The organism is Pseudomonas sp. EL_65y_Pfl1_R83 (assembly GCF_963970695.1).
Classification (GTDB): Bacteria; Pseudomonadota; Gammaproteobacteria; order Pseudomonadales; family Pseudomonadaceae; genus Aquipseudomonas; species Aquipseudomonas tritici.
On the sequence record NZ_CAXAQI010000013.1, the window covers coordinates 25,699 to 40,764 of the forward strand.

Below are 15,066 nucleotides of genomic sequence, written 5' to 3' on the forward strand. Positions count from 1 at the left end.
AGAACGTCTAGGCGAGTTGGAGAATGCAATGACTGATAAAGCGTTCGCCCAGGCCGATCCTGAGTGGCTGGCCCTGATCAGCGCAGCCCGTGAATGGCTGTCCGGACCCATCGGGCAATTTCTGCTGCACGAAGAACGGCGCATGCTCGAAGACGAGTTGGGCCGGTTCTTTGGCGGCTACCTGGTGCATTACGGGCCATCAGCCGAAACGCCACCCGCCGCGCCCCAAGTGCAACGCAATGTACGCTTGGGCGCACCGTTGCCGGGGGTTGAGATCGTGTGCGAGGAACAAGCCTGGCCGTTGAGCGAGCACGCCGCCGACGTGGTGGTGTTGCAACATGGGCTGGATTTCTGCCTGTCACCCCACGGTTTGTTGCGCGAAGCGGCGAGCAGTGTGCGCCCAGGTGGCCATTTGCTGATTGTGGGCATCAACCCCTGGAGTAGTTGGGGGCTGCGCCATGTGTTTGCGCATGACGGCCTGCGCCAGGCGCGCTGCATCTCGCCGCAACGGGTGGGGGACTGGCTGAACCTGCTGGGCTTCGCGCTGGAGAAACGCCGCTTCGGATGCTATCGTCCGCCGCTTGCTTCGACCAAGTGGCAAGGCCGCCTGGCTGGCTGGGAGCGGCGCGCAGGTGCCTGGCAACTGTCGGGCGGCGGCTTCTATTTATTGGTCGCACGCAAGATCGCGGTCGGGCTGCGGCCGGTGCGTCAGGTACGTCGCGAGCCTATCGGCAAGCTGCTGCCGATGCCGCTGGCCAAGGTCAACCGTGAGCAAGTCGATACGTAACTTCTTTTTTGAATTCAGACCGAGCAACCGATGACCGATAGCGTAGAACTCTTCACCGATGGCGCCTGCAAGGGCAACCCGGGCCCTGGCGGCTGGGGCGCATTGCTGGTGTGCAAGGGCGTGGAGAAGGAATTGTGGGGCGGTGAACCCAACACCACCAACAACCGCATGGAGCTGATGGGTGCCATTCGCGGCCTGGAAGAACTCAAGCGCCGCTGCAACGTGCTGCTGGTGACCGACTCGCAGTACGTAATGAAGGGCATCAACGAGTGGATGGTCAACTGGAAGAAGCGTGGTTGGAAGACCGCGGCCAAGGAACCGGTTAAAAATGCTGACCTGTGGCAACTGCTCGATGAGCAATGCAATCGCCACGACATCACCTGGAAGTGGGTGCGTGGTCACATTGGCCACCCTGGCAACGAACGCGCCGACCAACTGGCCAACCGTGGCGTGGACGAAGTGCGCGGCTACAAGCAGAGCTGATGCCGGCTCACGTGTTAACATTGCGCCCTTTGATTCACACCACACCGTTGAGAGCTGAACCCTGATGGCCATCCGATCTGTTGTACTCGATACCGAAACCACCGGCATGCCGGTGACTGACGGCCACCGGATCATTGAAATCGGCTGTGTCGAACTGATGGGTCGCCGCCTCACCGGGCGTCACTTCCACGTCTACCTGCAACCAGACCGGGACAGTGACGAAGGCGCGATCGGCGTCCACGGCATCACTGACGAATTCCTCAAGGGCAAGCCGCGCTTTGCCGAAGTCGCCGATGAGTTTTTCGATTTCATCAATGGCGCCCAGCTGATCATCCATAACGCAGCGTTCGACGTCGGCTTCATCAATAACGAGTTTGCCCTGATGGGGCAGACGGATCGCGCCGACATCTCCAAGCACTGCTCGATCCTCGACACCCTGATGATGGCCCGGGAGCGTCACCCGGGCCAACGCAACAGCCTCGATGCCTTGTGCAAACGTTATGGCGTCGATAACTCCGGCCGTGAACTCCACGGCGCCTTGCTCGACTCCGAGATCCTCGCCGACGTTTACCTGACCATGACCGGCGGGCAGACCAGCCTGTCCCTGGCCGGCAATGCGTCCGATGGCAATGGTTCGGCGGAAGGTTCGGGTAACCGCCCTTCGGAAATCCGCCGCCTGCCGGCGGATCGCAAGCCGACCCCGATTATCCGCGCCAGTGAGCAAGACCTGGCCGAGCATGCGGCGCGGTTGGAGGCGATTGCCAAGTCGGCGGGTGCGCCGGCGTTGTGGACCCAGCTGACCCAGCAATAACCCCAAGACTGAACACAGCCCACACTGGTTCTCCATTGCTTTCAAAATCTTCATTCGCGTCATCGCCCCCAAGCTTCTACCCTTGAGTGCATAGCCGTCAGGACGCCATGCCCTTATGTACAAAGACCTGAAGTTTCCCATCCTCATCGTGCACCGCGACATCAAAGCCGACACCGTCGCCGGTGACCGGGTCCGTGGCATCGCCCGGGAGTTGGAACAAGAGGGCTTCAGTATCTTTTCCGCCGTGGACTACGCCGAAGGCCGGCTGGTTGCTTCTACCCATCATGGCTTGGCCTGCATGCTGATTGCCGCCGAAGGTGCCGGTGAGAACACCCACCTGCTGCAAAACATGGTCGAACTGATCCGCCTCGCACGGTTACGGGCGCCGAACCTGCCGATTTTTGCCCTGGGCGAGCAAGTCACCCTGGAAAACGCGCCGGCCGACGCCATGAGCGAACTCAACCAACTGCGCGGCATTCTGTACCTGTTCGAAGACACCGTCCCGTTTCTCGCCCGGCAAGTCGCCCGCGCGGCCCGCACTTACCTGGATGGCTTGTTGCCGCCGTTCTTCAAGGCGCTGGTGCAGCACACCGCCGACTCCAACTATTCCTGGCACACCCCCGGCCATGGCGGTGGCGTGGCTTATCGAAAAAGTCCGGTGGGGCAGGCGTTTCATCAGTTTTTTGGGGAAAACACCCTGCGTTCTGACCTGTCCGTCTCGGTGCCGGAACTGGGCTCGCTGCTGGATCACACCGGCCCCTTGGCCGAAGCGGAAGCCCGCGCTGCACACAATTTTGGCGCCGATCACACCTTCTTCGTGATCAACGGCACGTCCACCGCCAACAAGATCGTCTGGCATTCCATGGTCGGTCGCGATGACCTGGTGCTGGTGGACCGCAATTGCCACAAGTCGGTATTGCACTCGATCATCATGACCGGCGCGATTCCACTGTACCTGTGCCCGGAGCGCAACGAACTGGGGATTATCGGGCCGATTCCCCTGAGCGAATTCAGCCCCGAGTCGATCCGCGCCAAGATCGACGCCAGCCCGCTTACCCGTGGCCGAGTGCCGAAAGTGAAGATGGCGGTGGTCACCAATTCCACCTACGACGGCCTGTGTTACAACGCCGAGCTGATCAAGCAGCAATTGGGCGGCAGTGTCGAGGTGCTGCACTTTGACGAGGCCTGGTATGCCTATGCGGCGTTTCACGAGTTCTTTGCCGGGCGCTACGGCATGGGCACTTCGCGCACGCCGGACAGCCCGTTGGTGTTCACCACTCACTCCACCCACAAACTGCTTGCAGCCTTCAGCCAGGCCTCGATGATCCACGTGCAGGACGGCGGTGCGCGGCAGCTGGACCGTGATCGTTTCAACGAAGCGTTCATGATGCATATCTCAACCTCGCCGCAATACAGCATTATCGCTTCGTTGGACGTGGCCTCAGCGATGATGGAAGGCCCGGCCGGGCGCTCGCTGTTGCAGGAAATGTTCGACGAAGCCTTGAGTTTCCGCCGTGCCCTGGCCAACCTGCGCCAACACATTGCTGCCGAGGACTGGTGGTTCTCCATCTGGCAGCCGCCGTCGGTGGCGGGTATCGATCAGGTGGTTACCGACGATTGGCTGTTGCATCCTGAGGACGATTGGCATGGCTTTGGTGATGTGGCCGAGGACTACGTGCTGCTGGACCCGATAAAAGTGACACTGGTGATGCCCGGCCTAACCGCCGGGGGCGCTCTGAGCGACTGCGGCATTCCTGCTGCGGTGGTCAGCAAATTCCTGTGGGAGCGTGGCCTGGTAGTGGAAAAAACCGGGTTGTATTCCTTCCTCGTGCTGTTCTCCATGGGTATTACCAAAGGCAAATGGAGTACGCTGCTCACCGAATTGCTTGAGTTCAAGCGCAGTTACGATGCCAATGTCAGCCTCGCCAATTGTTTGCCATCGGTCTTCGCACAAGGGCCGGCGCGCTATCAGGATCTGGGTTTGCGCGACCTGTGCGATCAATTGCACAGCTGTTACCGCCGCAATGCCACCGCCAAACACCTCAAACGCATGTACACGGTGTTGCCGGAAATTGCGATGAAACCGGCCGACGCCTACGACCAATTGGTGAGAGGTGAAGTCGAAGCGGTGTCGATTGACGCCTTGCCAGGGCGCATCGCAGCAGTAATGCTGGTGCCGTATCCACCTGGCATTCCATTGATTATGCCGGGCGAGCGGTTTACTGATTCGACGCGCTCGATCATCGACTACCTGGCCTTTGCCCGGACGTTCGATAGCAGTTTCCCCGGTTTTGTCGCCGATGTTCATGGGTTACAACACGAAGATGACGGCAGTGGTCGTTGTTACACCGTCGATTGCATCAAGGGTTAAGAATGTTTATGCAAGCTGTGATGAACCCGAAGTATCCGGGGCTCAGTGTGCGGGTCGCTGATGAAGGTTTTGATGCCTACGTGTGGGGCAATGACTTCAGCTTTGAGGTCAGCGGCTATGGGCAGCCGCAGATGGGCACGCGGGTCGATCAATGGCCCGTGGAGCGCATCGTGCCGTACCGCAAGTGCTATGGCATCGATCCGGAGGAGTTCGCCAGTTTTCGCGATGCGCCCGACAGCGCGATCTTCATGGCCTACCTGGACGACCGCCCGGTGGGGCATATCGTGGTCAGTACCAATTGGAACGGCTATGCCCATGTCGATGAACTGGCGGTGGTCTTGCCCGCGCGGCGTCATGGGGTGGCGAAGGCATTGCTGGATGTGGCGCAGTTCTGGAGCCGCAAGAAAAACCTGCCCGGCTTGATGCTGGAAACCCAGAACAACAACCTCGGCGCCTGCCGTTTGTATGAACGTTGTGGTTACGTGATGGGGGGCATCGACAAGCTGCGCTATCGCGGCATCGATCCGCAAACCCGCGAAGTGGCGATCTTCTGGTATCGGTTATTCAAAAGCGAAGTCGAATAGGCTTAGCCCACCAACAGGCCTTCAGCCTTCTGCGTCACGATCTCCAGCAGTGCATTCAGCGCCGGGGAAGTCACGCCATCCTTGAGGGTCAGCGCATACAGGTTGACCATGATCGGCGGCGACACCGGGCACGCATCCAGCCCGGCTTCACGCGCGCCAAACGCGGTGAACGGGTCAACCACCGCCAAGCCTTCTCCCGCTTCCACCATGCTGCGCATCATCTGATAGGTCTGTACGCGCGTCTGCACCACAGGCAGCGGTCGCAAAGCTTGCAGCTTGGCGTCCAACTGGCGGCTGAGCGGGTCCTGGCCCTCCAGGCCAATCATCGATTGCCCGGCCAGGTCCTGCAACGCGATGTACTTTTGCTTGGGCTTTAGCCAGCCACGGGGCGCGAGCAATTGCAGCTTGCCCTGGGCCAGTACGGTGCTGTGGATCTGTGGGTGTTCCGGGTCATGCAGGCTTAAACCGACGTCAGCCTCGTGCAGCAGCAGGCTCCTGACGATCTCCCGTGTCGGCTGGCTCGACAGGTTGCAAGGTGTGTCCTGGAAACGTCGGCGCAGCACCGCAATGCTGTGCGGTAACAGTTGGTTGGCCAGGGGCGGCGTGCACAGGGCACGGAGGGTCGGGGCGTGATGGTGTTTCAAGCGACTGGCCAGGCGTTGCACCGGCTCCAGCGCCTCATACACATGGGCGATTTCTGCCTGCAGCTCCAGCGTTTCCCGCGTCGCCTGCAATCGCCCGCGGATGCTGGCGAACAGCATAAAGCCCAGTTGCGCCTCGGCTTCCTTGAGCGCCGCGTCCACGTCGCCCACGGGGAGTTGCAACCACTCGGCGGCCAAGCCTGGGTGTCCGGTCTGCAAGATGGCCTGAATCACTTCGATATGACGTAAACGCATCGCCGGAGTCTATGTGCAGCGCGCCGCGTATTCAATAGAATGGCTACGCTGATCATCAACGACCACAGCCGGCTACCGGCATTAACAACAAAAACAGGTCTGGTCTCAAATGCCTCTACCCTCGATATTCCTCGGGGTAACGGCCAAGCAACTGCTGGTTCTGGTGACCGTAGGGTGCGTGGCTGCTTATCTCTTCAATACCCAAAGCGAAACCACGCCGGAAAAGCTGGCACTTGAAACGTTTATCCGTTCCCAGGAACAGGTGGCCGAACAGGTGGGGGCAGTCCTTGGCATTGAGTTGATCAGGCAGGTGGTCGCGCATCCCGGTTACAACTCGGCGGGTTACCAGCGTTCGATGTTTGCGGTGGAAGGCGAGCGTGGGCGGGTAGTGGTGACGTTGAAAGAGGTCGAGGGGGAGCAGGGCATTGAAGTCACGGAGATCCGCCGCCCGTGATCACCCCAGCCCAGTCAATGCCATCAATGGCCAGGACTGAGCAGGTGGATAGGGCGAGATCTTATGAAGCGAGGGTGGTTTGCGATTCGCGCACGAGAATGGTGCCCGACTGAATCAGCTTGAATTCGTCGCCTTCCAGTTTCTCTACACGGTCGCCAATGGCCAGCTTGTAGGTGGTGGTAGGTGCCGAGCCAGCCAGGTCGCCTTGCGCCGGGTTGGATTCCTGGAACTCATGCACCGAATACACGCGTCCTTCTGCGTCTCTGGCATGAAACTGTCCGACTAGTACTGCTGCCATCTGTTTAGAACCTCTGGAGATAAACACTCGATTTGCGGTTCTGTAGACCGTTATGGAGCGGGGTAGTTTACTTACGGAATAAAAATACTATTCGCTGATCTTTTTGGACGCTTCCTACACGTTGTAGGGCGATGCAAACGTCCGGGGGATGAGCAAAACCTTCTGGTGAACACGCCGCGAAGACTTTATAACTACACGTTCCTTTAGTCAGACGTCGAGAAACCCCAATGAGCAAGGTCTACACGGTAGCCGTCCTGGTTGGCAGCTTGAGAAAAGACTCGATTAACCGCAAGGTTGCCTTGGCATTGGCCGAACTGGCCCCTGCCAACCTTAGGTTGAACATTGTGGAAATTGGCGATTTGCCGCTCTACAACGAAGACATCGACGGCGCTGCACCGCCCGCAGCCTACAGCACTTTCCGCCAACAGGTGAGCTCATCCGACGCGGTGCTGTTCGTGACCCCGGAATACAACCGTTCCGTGCCCGCTCCGTTGAAGAATGCCATCGACGTGGGTTCCCGGCCGTACGGGCAGAGTGCCTGGAGTGGCAAGCCGGGTGCGATCATCAGCGTGTCGCCGGGGGCCATTGGTGGCTTTGGCGCCAACCATCATCTGCGCCAATCCCTGGTGTTCCTCGATGTGTGGTGCATGCAGCAGCCGGAGGCCTACTTGGGGGGGGCGGGGAGCGTGTTCGATGACGCAGGCAAGGTCTCGGCAAAGACCAAGCCGTTTCTGCAAGCGTTCATTGATGCCTACGGCAAGTGGGTGGAAAAACAGCACGCTTGATTTGGCAATGAGATCAGAATGTGGGAGCGGGCTTGCTCGCTCCCACATTGGGTTCAGCGTAGCCAGTTGGTGCGCGCCAGCTCGATCACTTCATCGCCACGCCCACTCATCACCGCCTTAAGCATATACAGGCTGAACCCCTTGGCCTGTTCCAGCTTGATCGTCGGCGGCATCACCAACTCCTGGGTCGCGGTGATCACGTCCACCAGCACCGGGCCGTCATGGGCCAAGGCGCGGCGCAGGGCCGGCTCCAGGTCCTCGGAGTGTTCCACCCGAATGCCGAGGATGTCCATGGCATTGGACATGGCGGCGAAGTCCGGGTTTTTCAGCTCGGTGCCAGTATCCAGGTAACCCGATGCTTTCATTTCCATGGCGACAAACCCCAGCGACGAGTTATCGAACACGATGACTTTCACTGGCAGCTTCAACTGCGCCAGCGAGATGAAATCCCCCATCAACATGGCGAATCCACCGTCACCGGACATCGAGATCACCTGGCGATTCGGGAAGGCTGCCTGGGCACCAATGGCCTGGGGCATGGCATTGGCCATCGAACCGTGGTTGAACGAACCGATCAGCCGGCGTTTGCCGTTCATCTTCAAATAGCGTGCTGCCCAGACGGTGGGCGAGCCGACGTCGGCGGTGAAGATCGCATCATCATCAGCCAGCTCGCTGAGCAGGCGCGCCACGTACTGCGGGTGGATTGGTCGATCGGCTTTCGACGGTTGAGCAAGATCGTCCAGCCCTTGGCGGGCCTTTTCGTAGTGCTTCAAGGACGCTTCGAGAAAGCTGCGATCGGTCTTGCGTGTCAGGCGCGGTAGCAACGCGCCAATGGTTTCACTGACGTCGGCGGCGATGCCCAAGTCCAGCGTGGCACGACGGCCCAACGCCTGCGGGTTGCGGTCAACCTGGATGATCTTCGCGTCAGTCGGGTAGAACTGACGGTACGGAAAGTCGGTGCCGAGCATGATCAAGGTGTCGCAGTCGAGCATGGCGTGGTAACCGGAGCTGAAGCCGATCAGGCCGGTCATGCCCACGTCGAACGGATTGTCCCACTCCACGTGCTCCTTGCCGCGTAGCGCATGCACCACCGGAGCGCCGAGTGCGTCGGCCAGGGCGACCACTTGGTCATGTGCACCGGCACAGCCGCTGCCGCAGAGCAGGGTGGTTTTATGGCTGCTTTCAAGGATTTCGGTAAGGCGTTGCAGGTCTTGTTCAGCTGGCAAGGTGCGCGGCGCGTGCAGAGCGGGCCAGGGCTTGAGCTTGTCTTCCACTTCCAGCAGCGAGACGTCGCCCGGAATCACCACCACCGCGACGCCGCGATTGAGGATCGCCGAGCGCATGGCGCGGTGCAGCACATGGGGCATCTGCTCGGGGTTGGTCACCAGCTCGATGAAGTGGCTGCATTCCTTGAACAGTTCCTGAGGATGGGTTTCCTGGAAGTAGTTAAGGCCGATCTCCGAAGACGGAATCTGCGCGGCAATCGCCAGTACCGGCACATGGTTGCGATGGCAGTCAAACAGGCCATTGATCAAGTGCAGGTTGCCCGGCCCGCAGCTGCCGGCGCAGACCGTCAGCTCACCCGTGGCCGCGGCTTCGGCACCGGCGGCGAACGCGGCCACTTCTTCGTGGCGCACGTGCATCCACTCGATGCTGTCCATGCTGCGCAGGGCGTCGGTGAGGCCGTTGAGGCTGTCGCCGGTCAGGCCCCAGATGCGCTTGACGCCCGCCTGTTCAAGGGTGCTCGCCAATTGCTGGGCCAGGTTGATTTTCGCCATGGAGAACTCCAATCGTCAGGGAGGTTAAAAACTGCTGATCAATAGGGGACAGTTCGATCACGGCGAATGCTCCGCCTTTAATGTGAAGATTGCGTCATGGTCGCGCGGTATTGCCGGGTGCGCCGGGCGATGAACCATTGGTCACGTAGCAGCGCGACGCACGGAGCGACCTTGGCCTTGGGCAAATGGCCGCGGCTTAGCCGGTGCATCTGGTAACGCACCACGGCGAGAGTGGCCAGGGACGCAAGGGGTTTGCGCTTCCAGTCGATTGGCTTGAGTTGCGGGTCGGGGTCGCGGCCTTCGCGCCAGTGCCGGATCAGTTGCGGCTCCAATGTCAGGGCCGTGGCAATGCCAGCCATGGCGATGCCACTGTCCAGCACTTGCTGCACGATGGGTAAGCGGCGAATGCCGCCGGTGACCATCACCGGCATGGTGGCGACGGTTGCAAGCTCGGTGGCCATCTCCAGGAAGTACGCCTCACGGGCCAGGGTGCGGCCGTCTCGCGCCTCGCCTTGCATGGCTGGGGCTTCGTAGCTGCCACCGGACAACTCCAGCAGGTCGATGGGCAGCGGGTTGAGCATCTCGACCACGGCGCGCGCCTCGCGCTCTTCGAACCCGCCGCGCTGGAAGTCGGCGGAGTTGAGTTTGACTGCCACACAAAACCCAGGACTGACGCTGGCACGCACCGCGCGGATCACTTCCAGCAGCAGGCGAGCGCGGTTCTCCAGAGAGCCGCCCCAATGGTCGGTGCGCCTGTTGCTAAGCGGCGAGAGAAATTGGCTCAGCAAATAGCCATGGGCCCCATGGATTTGCACCCCGGTAAATCCTGCTTTCTCGGCCAGCCGCGCGCTGGTGGCGAAACGCTGGATCACGTCCTGGATGTGGTCCTCGGTCATAGCCTTGGGTTTGGCAAACATCTTCGAGAAACCGCCCAGGTCGAGCGGGACGGCGGAGGGTGCCACGGCTTGCTGGCGCAGGTTGGCTGGAGTCTGGCGTCCCGGATGGCTGAGTTGAACCCAGAAGTGCACGTTCTTGCCCCGAGCCACATCGGCCCATTCGCGAAAGCTTGCCAGTTGCTGCTCGTTTTCAAGGGCCACGCCGCCGGGGCCGGTCATAGCGCGGCGGTCGATCATCACGTTGCCGGTAATCAACAGGCCCGGTTCGCCGTCTGCCCAGGCTTTGTAAAGCTGCTTCAATTCGCGCGAAGGCGCTTGCCGAGTATCCGCCATGTTCTCTTCCATCGCCGCCTTGGCGATACGATTGGAAAGAACTTGGCCATTGGGCAGTTGCAGGGCTTCAAAGGGGGACATGGGTTGACTCCTGAACGGGGGAGGCCTCAGGCTAAGCTTAAAGTTAACTTTAATGTCAAGCAGGGCGTGGCGATGAATATTGGTGAGCTGGCAAAACAGAGCGGGCTGGCGGCGTCGCGTATCCGCTTTTATGAAGCCGAAGGGCTGATCAGCCAAGTGGGGCGCCAGGCCAACGGCTATCGGCGCTATGCACCGCAAGCGTTGCAGACTCTTCAACTGATCCAGAGTGCGCAGCAGGCCGGGTTCAGCTTGCAGGAACTCAAAGCGCTAATGCCGGCGCCGGGGGAGCACAAGCGTGAGGAATTGGTCGACGCGCTGGAGCGCAAAGTGGCACAGATCGAAGCGATGCAGGCGCAACTGGCCCACAGCAAGGCGCAGTTGCTGGGCGTGATCGAAGCGGTGCGGGCGCAGCCGGAAGGGGTGCCATGTTCGATGGGGCAGAAGCAGGTGCTGGCGTCGATTAAGCACAATCCATAAAAAAGCCCTGGCATGCCAGGGCTTCTTCTTTCGCTAAGACTCAGCGACGACGAAACAACGGCAACGGTTCATCCGTTGCAGCCTGGTACGTCACGGAGAAGTCCTTGAGGCTTTCCAGCGCTTCGTACGGATCTTTGTCGGCGCGCAGGGCGAACGCATCGAACCCGCAGCGGCGCAGGTAGAACAACTGGTCGCGCAGTACGTCGCCAATGGCGCGCAACTCGCCCTTGTAACCGTAACGGTCACGCAACAGGCGCGCGTTGGAGTAGTTGCGACCGTCGGTGAAGGCCGGGAAGTTCAGGGCGATGACTTGGAAGTGTTCCACGTCGTCGCCGATCTCTTCGGCTTCTTCATCGGCGTCCAGCCACACACCCAGGCCGCCGTCGCGGGCCTTTAGGGCGTGGCCGTGTTCGCGCCACAGCGCCAACGGCACGATCAGGTCGTCGCAATTGGAGATGCCGTCGAAGCTCGCGTCCTTGGGCAGCAGGTGCCAGGTTTCGTCGAGGACTTCGTTGTTCTTAATGATTCGCTGCATAGACGCGCTCCTTGAACAGGTCAATGCCGATGCGCTGGTAGGTGTCGATAAAACGCTCATCTTCGGTGCGCTGTTCGATGTACACATCGATCAGTTTGCCGATCACCTCGGGCATGGCTTCCTGGGCGAAAGACGGGCCGAGGATCTTGCCCAGGCTCGCATCGCGGCTGGCGCTGCCACCCAGGGACACTTGGTAGAATTCTTCGCCTTTCTTGTCCACGCCCAGGATGCCGATGTGGCCGACGTGGTGGTGACCACAGGCATTCATGCAGCCGGAGATGTTCAGGTCCAGCTCGCCGATGTCGAACAGGTAGTCCAGGTCTTCGAAGCGACGCTGGATCGATTCGGCAATCGGGATCGACTTGGCGTTGGCCAGGGAGCAGAAATCGCCACCCGGGCAGCAGATGATGTCGGTCAGCAGGCCGATGTTCGGCGTGGCGAAACCGCCTTCGCGCAGCTCGCCCCACAGGATAAACAATTGGCTCTGCTCAACGTCCGCGAGAATGATGTTCTGCTCGTGGGAGGTGCGCAGTTGGCCAAAGCTGTAGCGCTCGGCCAGGTCGGCGACGGCGTCCAGCTGCTTGTCGGTGATATCGCCCGGAGCAACGCCGGTAGGTTTCAGCGACAGGGTCACCGCGACATAACCCGGCTTCTTGTGCGCCAGGGTGTTGCGGGTACGCCAACGGGCGAAACCTGGGTGCTGCTGGTCGAGTGCCGCGAGCTCGGCGTCCTGATTGGTCAGGGCCTTGTACTCGGGATCAACGAAGTGTTTGGCCACGCGGTGCACTTCGGCTTCGGTCAGGGTGGTCTGGCCGCCGCGCAGGTGTTCCATTTCAGCGTCGACTTTCTGGGCAAACACCTCAGGGGTCAGCGCCTTGACCAGGATCTTGATCCGGGCCTTGTATTTGTTGTCACGACGGCCATAGCGGTTGTAGACCCGCAGGATCGCGTCGAGGTAGCTCAACAGGTCCTGCCACGGCAGGAACTCGTTGATGAAGGCGCCGACTACCGGGGTCCGGCCAAGGCCACCACCCACCAGTACGCGGAAGCCCAGTTCGCCGGCCGCGTTGTGCACTGGCTCCAGGCCGATATCGTGCACTTCGATGGCCGCGCGGTCCGAGGTCGAGCCATTGATGGCGATCTTGAACTTGCGTGGCAAGTAGGCGAATTCCGGGTGGAAGGTGGTCCACTGACGGACGATTTCGCACCAAGGGCGTGGATCGATCAGTTCGTCAGCGGCCACGCCGGCGAATTGGTCGGTGGTCACGTTACGCAGGCAGTTACCGCTGGTCTGAATCGCGTGCATTTGCACGGTCGCCAATTCAGCCAGGATGTCCGGCACATCTTCCAGTGCCGGCCAGTTGAACTGGACGTTCTGGCGGGTACTGATGTGGGCGTAGCCTTTGTCGAAGTCGCGGGCAATCTTGGCCATCATGCGCGTCTGGCGTGACGTCAGTTGGCCATAGGGCACGGCCACCCTCAGCATCGGCGCAAAGCGCTGCACATAAAGGCCATTTTGCAGGCGCAGAGGGCGGAACTCTTCTTCGCTCAGTTCACCTGCTAAGTAGCGTCGGGTCTGATCACGGAACTGCTTGACGCGGTCCTCGATGATGCGCTGATCGTATTCGTCGTATACGTACATATAGGTCCTGTTCTCGGCAAATCTGCGCGCACGGCCGCGCACTCCCAACGGAGCCGGCGCACGATACCAGTTTGCGTTTATGCGCAAAAGTGATGTTTGAGTATATGCAAATAACCAAATTGCCTAATGAGAGCCGTTATCGCGATACCCACATTTGTCATGCGGGCAATCGTCAACTTTACTGTGAGCATGTTTAGGGGGCGTTCTCATCGATTTTCCCCGCCGCTGTGCAGGGCTGCGTTGCTCGAAGCTTATTTGGAATGACCAAACTATGCTTCTCGCGCCTTGCCCTGCACAGCAGCAGACCCGGCACCGCGGGGAAAATCGATGAGAACGCCCCCTAGCAATCACCTATAAAACCGACAAGAGGCGATGCGATGAGCAATCCTACAAAAGCCCGTAAACCCGACAGTACCGTTGATGCCTGGGCCATTCTGTTTTTGATCATACTGGTGGTGGGAACTGCCGTATTCTGGGTGAGCCACCAGTAAACGGCTTCGATTGACTGTCGCATTGCCACTATTATGGCGGTCAATATTCAAGGTTTGATAACCATGTTGAAGGTGTTGATTGCGTGTGTCTGGTTGATGGGGTCGGCGTATGGGGCAACGGCCCATGCCACGTCGGTGGTGTTTCTCAACCCGGGCATGTCGACGGAAACCTTCTGGGTCAGCTACGCGCAATTCATGCAGGCCGGTGCCAAGGACCTCGGCCTGCATTTACGCGTGCGCTATTCCGAGCGCGATACCCAAATCACCCTGATCCAGGCCCGTGAGGCGCTGCAAGGCAACGAGCGGCCGGATTACCTGGTGCTGGTGAATGAACAATACGTTGCCCCACAGATTCTGCGCATGGCCCAGGGCAGTGGGGTCAAGCTGCTGATCGTGAATAACGCGCTGACTGCCGACCAAGTGCAAATGCTCGGCCACGACGTCGATTGGCTCGGCAGCATCGTTCCCGACGACGAGCAGGCCGGGTACCTGATGTTCAGCGATCTACTGCGCCAGCACGGCCCTGTCGCGCCTGGCGAGAGCATTGATTTGTTGGCCTTCTCCGGCGTCAAGAACACCCCGGCCGCGCAGCTGCGTGAACAGGGCCTGCATCGCGCCCTGGCCGAGCACCCCGAGGTGCGGCTGCGCCAGTTGGTCTATGGCAAATGGAGCTGTCAGCGCGCGTTCGAGCAAGCCACGCAACTGTTCAAGCGCTACCCGAAGACAGCGCTGGTGTGGTCGGCCAACGATGAGATGGCACTGGGTGCGATGCAGGCGCTGCAGGGCAGCGGGCAAATGCCTGGCAAGCACGTGTTGTTCAGTGCGGCCAACAGTTCGCCGGAGATCTTGCAGGCGCGGTTGGACGGTCGGCTGAGTACGCTGGTCGCCGGGCATTTCACCCTGGGCGGGTGGGCGATGGTGTTGATTCATGATGATGCCAAGGGTGTGGACATTGGCACCTTCGGCGGACGTGATCGCCAGGAAGCGTTATTCCAGCTGATTGACGCCGCCCAGGCGCAGCGCTTACTGGGCGCTACTGCGCTCGTTGACTTTCGTGCGCTGTCTGCCGTCGGCAAGCCGGCGTCCTACCGTTATCCCTTCAGCTTGCAACTGCTGCTGCGCTAGACCCCGGCCAGCAGCAGCACCAGCTTGACGATGCCGAACAACGCCAAGGCAAACACCGCTGTGAACAGAATGCCCAGCAGCACAAAGTGGCTGGGTTTGCCGTGGGTAAAGTCGCGGGCGCGGTTCTTGCCACTCTGCACGCCAAAGGCGGCCGCCAAGACGCTGTGCAGCATCTGCCAGAAAGTAGGGGGCTTGTTGTTGACTGGATCGTCCATAAATCCCTCGACACAAGGTGTGTG

The 15,066-nt window shown here is 60.3% G+C and carries 16 protein-coding genes; 9 read left to right on the forward strand and 7 right to left on the reverse strand.

What is annotated here, in order from left to right; translation table 11 throughout:
* Nucleotides 1–28 precede the first annotated feature (28 nt).
* The 5 genes from AACY08_RS18610 (at nucleotide 29) to AACY08_RS18630 (ending at nucleotide 5,036) form a co-directional block, all read left to right on the forward strand.
* Nucleotides 29–787, forward strand: coding sequence for a class I SAM-dependent methyltransferase (locus AACY08_RS18610; protein ID WP_339470804.1), 759 nt, complete (start codon nucleotides 29–31; stop codon nucleotides 785–787).
* A gap of 30 nt (nucleotides 788–817) precedes the next feature.
* Entirely contained in the window at nucleotides 818–1,270 is a 453-nt protein-coding gene (gene rnhA, locus AACY08_RS18615; protein ID WP_010210917.1) for a ribonuclease HI, read from the forward strand.
* A gap of 70 nt (nucleotides 1,271–1,340) precedes the next feature.
* Entirely contained in the window at nucleotides 1,341–2,081 is a 741-nt protein-coding gene (gene dnaQ, locus AACY08_RS18620; RefSeq protein WP_175403081.1) for a DNA polymerase III subunit epsilon, read from the forward strand.
* A 115-nt stretch (nucleotides 2,082–2,196) separates the two neighbouring features.
* Nucleotides 2,197–4,452: an Orn/Lys/Arg decarboxylase N-terminal domain-containing protein gene (locus tag AACY08_RS18625; protein ID WP_339470805.1), complete on the forward strand. Its 2,256-nt coding sequence runs from the start codon at nucleotides 2,197–2,199 to the stop codon at nucleotides 4,450–4,452.
* A gap of 8 nt (nucleotides 4,453–4,460) precedes the next feature.
* Nucleotides 4,461–5,036 (forward strand): GNAT family N-acetyltransferase, encoded by a 576-nt coding sequence (locus tag AACY08_RS18630; protein WP_339436738.1) that lies wholly within the window; start codon nucleotides 4,461–4,463, stop codon nucleotides 5,034–5,036.
* 2 nt (nucleotides 5,037–5,038) lie between these two features.
* On the opposite strand, the gene AACY08_RS18635 is transcribed toward AACY08_RS18630, so the two are convergent.
* Nucleotides 5,039–5,932: a LysR substrate-binding domain-containing protein gene (locus AACY08_RS18635; protein ID WP_339418331.1), complete on the reverse strand. Its 894-nt coding sequence runs from the start codon at nucleotides 5,930–5,932 to the stop codon at nucleotides 5,039–5,041.
* Nucleotides 5,933–6,041: 109 nt separating this feature from the next.
* On the opposite strand from AACY08_RS18635, the gene AACY08_RS18640 reads away from it, so the two are divergent.
* Entirely contained in the window at nucleotides 6,042–6,386 is a 345-nt protein-coding gene (locus AACY08_RS18640; RefSeq protein WP_339438885.1) for a hypothetical protein, read from the forward strand.
* A gap of 61 nt (nucleotides 6,387–6,447) precedes the next feature.
* Here the strand turns inward: AACY08_RS18640 and AACY08_RS18645 are convergent, their stop codons facing one another.
* Nucleotides 6,448–6,684, reverse strand: a complete 237-nt coding sequence (locus AACY08_RS18645) for a hypothetical protein (RefSeq protein ID WP_016979714.1) — start codon at nucleotides 6,682–6,684, stop codon at nucleotides 6,448–6,450.
* A gap of 227 nt (nucleotides 6,685–6,911) precedes the next feature.
* Here AACY08_RS18645 and AACY08_RS18650 point away from each other — a divergent pair, with 227 nt between their 5' ends.
* The gene (locus AACY08_RS18650) at nucleotides 6,912–7,469 is read left to right on the forward strand and encodes an NADPH-dependent FMN reductase (protein WP_339470807.1); all 558 of its coding nucleotides are present in this window, start codon (nucleotides 6,912–6,914) and stop codon (nucleotides 7,467–7,469) included.
* A 53-nt stretch (nucleotides 7,470–7,522) separates the two neighbouring features.
* Here the strand turns inward: AACY08_RS18650 and poxB are convergent, their stop codons facing one another.
* Together poxB and AACY08_RS18660 are read right to left on the reverse strand one after the other, a co-directional pair.
* Nucleotides 7,523–9,247 (reverse strand): ubiquinone-dependent pyruvate dehydrogenase, encoded by a 1,725-nt coding sequence (poxB, locus tag AACY08_RS18655; protein ID WP_339470808.1) that lies wholly within the window; start codon nucleotides 9,245–9,247, stop codon nucleotides 7,523–7,525.
* Nucleotides 9,248–9,324: 77 nt separating this feature from the next.
* On the reverse strand, nucleotides 9,325–10,557 hold the full coding sequence (locus tag AACY08_RS18660) for an NADH:flavin oxidoreductase/NADH oxidase family protein (protein ID WP_339470810.1): 1,233 nt from the start codon (nucleotides 10,555–10,557) through the stop codon (nucleotides 9,325–9,327).
* A 72-nt stretch (nucleotides 10,558–10,629) separates the two neighbouring features.
* Between AACY08_RS18660 and AACY08_RS18665 the strand changes: the two genes are divergently transcribed.
* The gene (locus tag AACY08_RS18665) at nucleotides 10,630–11,034 is read left to right on the forward strand and encodes a MerR family transcriptional regulator (RefSeq protein WP_339470811.1); all 405 of its coding nucleotides are present in this window, start codon (nucleotides 10,630–10,632) and stop codon (nucleotides 11,032–11,034) included.
* A 40-nt stretch (nucleotides 11,035–11,074) separates the two neighbouring features.
* On the opposite strand, the gene AACY08_RS18670 is transcribed toward AACY08_RS18665, so the two are convergent.
* Together AACY08_RS18670 and AACY08_RS18675 are read right to left on the reverse strand one after the other, a co-directional pair.
* A complete protein-coding gene (locus AACY08_RS18670; RefSeq protein WP_048727764.1) occupies nucleotides 11,075–11,569 on the reverse strand; it encodes a DUF934 domain-containing protein in 495 nt (164 codons plus the stop codon).
* The gene (locus AACY08_RS18675) at nucleotides 11,553–13,211 is read right to left on the reverse strand and encodes a nitrite/sulfite reductase (RefSeq protein ID WP_339418337.1); all 1,659 of its coding nucleotides are present in this window, start codon (nucleotides 13,209–13,211) and stop codon (nucleotides 11,553–11,555) included. The genes AACY08_RS18670 and AACY08_RS18675 overlap by 17 nt, the downstream gene beginning before the upstream one ends.
* A 554-nt stretch (nucleotides 13,212–13,765) precedes the next feature.
* On the opposite strand from AACY08_RS18675, the gene AACY08_RS18680 reads away from it, so the two are divergent.
* Entirely contained in the window at nucleotides 13,766–14,827 is a 1,062-nt protein-coding gene (locus AACY08_RS18680) for an ABC transporter substrate-binding protein (RefSeq protein ID WP_339470812.1), read from the forward strand.
* On the opposite strand, the gene AACY08_RS18685 is transcribed toward AACY08_RS18680, so the two are convergent.
* Complete coding sequence (locus AACY08_RS18685; RefSeq protein WP_339418339.1) at nucleotides 14,824–15,042, reverse strand: DUF2970 domain-containing protein; 219 nt, start codon at nucleotides 15,040–15,042, stop codon at nucleotides 14,824–14,826. The two genes, AACY08_RS18680 and AACY08_RS18685, sit on opposite strands and share 4 nt — an antisense overlap.
* Between the last annotated feature and the right edge of the window lie 24 nt (nucleotides 15,043–15,066).